This window comes from Segatella albensis DSM 11370 = JCM 12258 (genome assembly GCF_000426565.1).
In the GTDB taxonomy this organism is placed as follows: Bacteria; Bacteroidota; Bacteroidia; order Bacteroidales; family Bacteroidaceae; genus Prevotella; species Prevotella albensis.
The window spans coordinates 1-6756 of the sequence record NZ_KE384542.1; the positions used below are offsets into that span (position 1 = coordinate 1).

Here is a 6756-nt window from a genome sequence, read left to right on the forward strand (position 1 = left end):
ATGGACCGTATTTTATCGAAGCTGCGTGCAAAGTTAAATGATTTTCTATAATATCAAGCACGATTTTCTTCTTTAATGCAAAATCGGCCTTGATTTTTCCACTTTTATGCAAACCAGCCTCCCCGTATTGCTGATATTTCTCCCACAAAACTTTAAGTTGAGTGTCGTCAATACCATATTTAACACGGATTAAATTAAAAGTCCATCCAGATTCTAACAGCCGTATATATTTTAGACGGGCTGAATAATCATGTTTTCTTCTCTTTCTTTCTGACATAATGAACCCCGGAAGTTTTTTGTCTAACTTTCGGGGTTCACTTCAATATAGAGTCCCTATTTTTTGTTTCATCAGAAAAAAGTCGTAACTTTGTGGCAATTCTAACAATCTAAACCTAAAAATAATGAGTAAACCTACAAAACGTATTTTGTTTTCTGCTGCACTTGTTGCGACCGCAATGATTTCTCATGCGCAAAATATCTATAACAGTGCTCAAGAGGCAGAAAAGGCTATTAAGGTAAAAGTGGACACTTCCAAGGAACCTATTGCTAAGGGCAAGTATAAACCATCATGGGAATCGTTGAGCGATTATCAATGTCCAGAGTGGTTCAGAAACGCAAAATTTGGCATTTGGGCACATTGGGGACCGCAATGTGCACCAGAATATGGCGACTGGTTTGCGCGCGGAATGTACGAGGAGGGGTCTGATCAATACAAGTTCAGTAAGATGGCGAGAGGTCCACAGAAGGATTTCGGTTTCAAGGATTGGATTCATGAATGGAAAGCACAAAACTGGAATCCAGATTTCCTCGTCAAATTCTATAAAGATTGTGGGGCAAAATACTTCTTTGCCTTAGCCAATCATCATGATAATTTTGATTTGTGGGACAGCAAATATCAAGAATGGAACTCCGTAAACCTCGGTCCTAAGAAGAATATTATCGGCGGATGGGCTGCAGCATGTAAGAAATATCATCTGCCATTAGGTTTGAGCGTTCATCTGGCACATGCCTGGACATGGTATGAAACAAGTCGAGGTGCCGACAAGAAAGGAACGTTCAAAGGACAAACCTATGACGGGCGACTTACCAAAGCTGACGGAAAAGGAAAATGGTGGGAAGGCTACGATCCACAGGATTTATACGAGCAGCGTCATCCGCTAAGCAAAGAGAGCGGCGAATGGGACTGGGACCCAAGTAAGGTGACCCTTCCGGATGAAGCTTACTGTAATCGCGTGTATAACCGTACAATGGATTTAATCAATAAATATAGCCCTGATGTAGTATACTTCGACGATACAGTATTACCTCTCTATCCTTTCTGTGACTGTGGACTGGACATCCTTGCTCATGTGTATAACAAAAGTATTGCAGAACATCATGGCAAAAACGAAGCTGTGGTGACGGGTAAGATATTGAAGGATTTCCATAAAAAGGCCATGGTGTGGGACGTAGAGCGCGGAACTCCTGATGATATTCAACCTAAAGCATGGCAAACATGTACCTGTATTGGTTCTTGGCATTACGATAAACGAAGATTCTACGATGGGAAATATAAGTCTGCACAGAATGTCATTCAGATTCTCGCTGATGTCGTGAGCAAGAATGGTAATCTTTTGTTAAGCGTACCCGTTAAATCAGACGGAACTATCGACTCGTTGGAATATAATATCGTAAAACAAATCGGCTGTTGGCTTAAAGTAAATGGCGAAGGTATCTATGGCACACGTCCGTGGAAACAGTTTGGCGAAGGACCTGCGACAGACAAAAAGAATCCGATGAAAGATCAGGGCTTCAACGAAGGTAATATCAAGTTTACAGCTCGTGATATCAGATATACACAGAAACCCGGCAATTGCATCTATGCCATCACGATGGATGTTCCAGAGTCGGAAAGTAGCCTTACCCTCAAAGCTATCAAGAAAGCAAAATATGTAGAACTTCTCGGCTATGGAAAGGTTGATTTCAAGAAAACAAAAGATGGGTTGACCATTACCTTCCCAAAATATCTGCCTAATAATATCGCTATGGTATTGAAAATAAAATAATAGATACTATCTTTATGATTATTCCTCCTAAGACACTATGTTTTGGGAGGATTTTTTATAAATATAGGGGGAAATTTTAATAGATATTAATGATTCGTCAAAAATTACCCCCTCAAAAGTCAAAAAAATCACCATATAAACTTTATCATATGATTATATTTGCAACAGATAAAAGTTACAACACTTATTACTTATAAAATAAAAAGAGTTAAGTTCACTTATTACTGTTTCTTATCTTCTTGGAGAAGAAGTCTCTTTTTTACTCTTTCCATCTGTGAAGATCGAAAATTAATATGTGCATTAAAACATGGTTATTACTTTTTCGCTTTTATTAATTTTAGAGGTTTAGTTACGGACATTATCGGATATGATCAAAAAATGAGGTTTAAATGATGTACTCCCCAAACATTTCGAGAAAAAATGATTTTATAATAAAAATTTTATTACCTTTGTCAATATAAAAGTGATAAACGGTTTGCAAGACATTAAACATTTTATATTTCAAATTTTTATTCCAGTCCTATTATTGGTAGTAGGACCGGATATCTTTCTGTATATACGGTATATAAATGATTTATCGCCGAATACGCTCTTCCACATCTTGATATGCTGTATATGGTTTATGCCTTCTTTGTTGTTGATGACAGCATGGATTTGTCTTTTTGTAGACTATCACCATCATATCTCGATGCGAATGGTAAATAGTGGTATTCTCATCTTTGCCATTCCCAAATTCGTTTTCTTTATCCTCCAGTTTCTCAGTTTCTGGGTAGCTTCCGGAACAACCGCTATGGTTCTATCACTATTCATCTTTGGATTAACCCGTGGGTGGAAAATGTTGCAAATCAGGAAATTAACGTGTCACTCTACGGATCTTCCAGAGGCCTTTAATGGTTATCGAATTGTACAACTCACAGATTTACACTTGGGAACTTTTGGCAATCGACAAGAGTATATTCAGAGCATTGTGGAGGAAACCAATCGTCTGCATCCAGACCTGATCGTTTTCACAGGTGACCTGATCAACAATAATTCTCAGGAGATGTTGCCATATATGCAGACGCTTTCAAAACTGGAAGCGCGAGATGGAATATATTCTATTCTCGGCAATCATGATTATGGAGAATACGGAAACGACCATTCGTATGAATATCGGAAGAGAACACTTACCCAACTCATCCGCCAACAGGAGCAAATGGGTTGGAAGGTTTTGCGGGATGAATCCATCGAGATCTTTCGAAATAATGAACATATCTATCTGATAGGCGTGGAGAATATCAGTCTTCCCCCATTCCCAAGAAAGGGTAATCTGGACAAGGCATTACAGGGGATAGTAGAAAAAGAAAAAGGAAAGAATACTTTCAAGATCCTTCTTTCACACGACCCCAACCATTGGAAAATGGAAGTTTTAAGGAAGACTTCTATCCAACTGACATTGTCGGGCCATACACATGGTGCACAACTGAGATTCGGAAAGATAACCCCTGCCCGATTTGCTTTCAGATATTGGGGAGGCAAATTTGTAGAAAACAGGCAGATGCTATATGTGTCGTTAGGACTTGGTGGTGCGTTTCAATTCAGATTAGGGGCATGGCCGGAATTGACACAGATTACATTATACAATTCTGATGATGGACGCTATTCCTAATGTCCGCATCCGATAATCAGCTTACGAGTATCTATATATATGAACAATAATTACAGTGGCCAGCACAAATAATGCCAGACTCGTCAAGAGCCATTTCGTCTTTTGTGATATTTCCATCTTTCTTATAGTTAATTTCGTTTTTAATTTCATCTTTCTTTATGTGGTATTGCAAAAATACGTATAATGCAATAGAATATAGTGGAATTTTATTCTATTGAGTGGAAATATTGATATATGCAGAAACTATCGAAATGTATTGACCATTTTCGACCTCTCCATATTCATATTTTATCTCGTATAGGAGATTATTTGATGGATGATAAAAAAACTTCTCGAATTGTCAAATATAGCAAATGCGATTACAAGTCTTTGCGTTTCTTGCCTAAATGAATACACATTATGGGATATTTGTGCAACATCACTTTCTCCGTGTGCGATTACAATGTTAAAAGTGAAATTTTAGCTGTTTTTTTTAGCAAAAAAGCTTGCGACTTATTCCAAAATCATTTATATTTGCGAGTAATGAAAGGAACTATTCCCTATAGGATAGTAGGAGATACAAGTTTAGTACTCTAAGAAAGAATTAACCAGACTAAAGTCTCGGTACTGAAATTAAAATCAGAAGAAAAAAGAGGATTATGGCGCGACACACTATTTCGCGCCATTTTCATGTCCCCCCTAAACATTTATACGTATGAGGAATTCTATGAGGTTGTTTACATTTATCATTTGTCTATTGGTTACGGGAATATTTTTCTCGTGTTCTGATGATGATGATAATGTAGTAACCCATCTTAGCAAATATTATGTTCGTACACAAATTGACTATGGCCCTTTCGTGATAGAGGATCATAGCAAGCCTTTCTTTACTTCTATCGAGGGAGGTAACAGAGGAAATTCTCTCATCAACTTCTTCGGTTCCGATGTGGACCATAAAGCTATTATAGATATCGACGGCTACTACCCAGCCTCTGCTCAGGGGATAGAAAATTATGTAAAGTTAGGTAAGGCTCAGATTTTTATGGGACATGAAATTCATGATGACAGTAGCATCATGGAATACCTTAACAACAAGAGTCATGGGTTGGTATTGGTTATGAATGTTCTGCCACACGATATAGGAACTGCGACTCTATCTTGTGTTGCCAGCAAACATAATATAGATAAGGTGCAGCGGATAGACAAGAACTATATTGTTGCCGGTACATTCTCTGCTATTCTGGTCAACGGTCAGACCGGGGATGCCTTTAAGGTCTCCGGGGATTATAATATTCCGTTGAAATTAAAATATTGATTATACGATATAAAAAAAGCAGTCTATCCCTAATAAACTGCTAGCTTAGTTTTCAATTAATCCTATTGAAAGACTTAGAAACCGAAACTACCGCCACGAAGCATAGCCTCGCCATAGTTTTCCATCATCATCTTGTAGTTAGCAATGATATTGCTTACTAGCTTTCTCATGTTATCCTTAAACCTCTTCATACCTTTTACTGTTATCTATACTAATTACAATGTAAAGAATATCTATTGATAATCCTCGTATCTTTTCGAGTGCAAAGATACGAGTGATGATTGAAAATACAAAAAATAAACACACATATTATGAAAATATGTGCGTTTTATTGATAAATATCAAAAAGAGGACAACAATATACCCCTCTTTAAAGATTTTATTTGGTATATTGACACTTATTTGAAATATCTCTTGTATAAGCCGATAAATCCAGCAGCGTGTCTAGCTTCATCCTTCGCCATTTCATGAATGGTATCATGTAATGTATCGTTACCTTCTTGTTTAGCCTTTTTGGCCATCTCGAACTTTTCTGCACATGCGCCGCGCTCAGCCTCGATACGAGCTTCAAGGTTAGACTTAGTGTCTTTAAGCACTTCACCGAGAAGTTCTGCATAGCGACTTGCATGGTTAGCCTCTTCATAAGCATAATGCTCAAAAGCACGTGCTACTTCAGGATAACCTTCACGATCAGCCTGACGAGCCATTGCTAGATACATACCAACCTCGCTACATTCGCCAGAGAAAGTCTCCTTACAATGCTGAATCAATTCTTCTGATACACCTTCTTTATATGCTGCACCAAGATAGTGAACGGTTGCAAACGACATATCTTCGTCTACGACATCTTCCAACTCTTTGAACTTGCTTGCTGGAGCTTTACAAATTGGGCACTTTTCAGGAGCCTCAGTACCTTCGTAGATATAACCACAAACGGTACAAACGAATTTCTTCTTCATAATTGCTTTTGTTTTTAAATTATAGGTGGTCGTTCCCACCTTAATAATGCCTAATGACCACTTGGGTACATTCTGTATTATTTTATATCATCTTGCCATATATTCTGCTGATTTCACCTTTCGTCTTACAGAATTCTAAAGGAATAACTTTAATGGCAAATATATATAAAGTTTCAATAAGCTCCAAATTAATTGCGAGAAATATAAAGCTTTTTATATTTCATTATACTTTACAACTATACCTTGTCATTGTCTTGAAGAATTAAATAAAAAAACTGATTAACTGATTATTGATTACAAGAAATACTTTTTTTCGTTATATGATGTCAGCGTATTGGAAGATAAAAGCATTTTAATTTTATTGTCATCTGTCATTTTTCGACTCATCTGTACGTCAATATTTGCGTTATCGATGTCATCGAAGAAATGGGAGGATGTGTATTTCTAATATAAAATAAGTTAAAAGAGAATAAATCTGTATAAAGTTACTTATCACAGAACACAGCTGTGATACTCTACACATCACGCTCCAATACACCGAGACGCATGTACATATCGCCCTATAGCTTAGTCCAGTACACATGAAGCATAGATACGCATCATGCGCATACCCCATACCCCGAAGGGGTTGTCGCTGCAATAACCGAGGGTTGCACAACGTACCCTCGGTATATCCGATGCGCCGCTGTGGGTGCACCCCGGAGGGTGTGCCCGTCCTGCACCTATCACAGCTCGTGTACCCCTCCGGGGTGCTATGAGATATGCTGTTATCCCTCATCCGAGGGTACGCTATCGCGACCCCCGGTTATC

The 6756-nt window shown here is 38.0% G+C and carries 5 protein-coding genes; 3 read left to right on the forward strand and 2 right to left on the reverse strand.

The genetic code is table 11. The features are described 5' to 3' along the window. The coding region (locus tag K333_RS0111330; protein WP_027452717.1) for a helix-turn-helix domain-containing protein at positions 1-277 on the reverse strand (277 nt) is incomplete at its 3' end. 178 nt (positions 278-455) lie between these two features. On the opposite strand from K333_RS0111330, the gene K333_RS0111335 reads away from it, so the two are divergent. The 3 genes from K333_RS0111335 (at position 456) to K333_RS0111350 (ending at position 4987) form a co-directional block, all read left to right on the forward strand. Then, positions 456-2045 carry an alpha-L-fucosidase gene (locus tag K333_RS0111335; protein WP_036886685.1) on the forward strand — a complete coding sequence of 530 codons (1590 nt, stop codon included), beginning with the start codon at positions 456-458 and terminating at the stop codon, positions 2043-2045. Positions 2046-2685: 640 nt separating this feature from the next. Next, a complete protein-coding gene (locus K333_RS0111340; protein ID WP_024990692.1) occupies positions 2686-3693 on the forward strand; it encodes a metallophosphoesterase in 1008 nt (335 codons plus the stop codon). A 706-nt stretch (positions 3694-4399) separates the two neighbouring features. Further along, positions 4400-4987, forward strand: a complete 588-nt coding sequence (locus tag K333_RS0111350; protein WP_154653052.1) for a hypothetical protein — start codon at positions 4400-4402, stop codon at positions 4985-4987. A 398-nt stretch (positions 4988-5385) separates the two neighbouring features. On the opposite strand, the gene K333_RS0111360 is transcribed toward K333_RS0111350, so the two are convergent. Next, a complete protein-coding gene (locus K333_RS0111360) occupies positions 5386-5946 on the reverse strand; it encodes an NADH peroxidase (RefSeq protein ID WP_027452720.1) in 561 nt (186 codons plus the stop codon). Positions 5947-6756 lie beyond the last annotated feature (810 nt).

Excerpts from the sequence above, each read along its gene's own strand:
- K333_RS0111360 (WP_027452720.1), bottom strand. The coding sequence starts at position 5,946 with ATGAAGAAGAAATTCGTTTGTACCGTTTGTGGTTATATCTACGAAGGT.
- K333_RS0111340 (WP_024990692.1), top strand. The coding sequence starts at position 2,686 with ATGACAGCATGGATTTGTCTTTTTGTAGACTATCACCATCATATCTCG.
- K333_RS0111335 (WP_036886685.1), top strand. The coding sequence starts at position 456 with ATGATTTCTCATGCGCAAAATATCTATAACAGTGCTCAAGAGGCAGAA.
- K333_RS0111350 (WP_154653052.1), top strand. The coding sequence starts at position 4,400 with ATGAGGTTGTTTACATTTATCATTTGTCTATTGGTTACGGGAATATTT.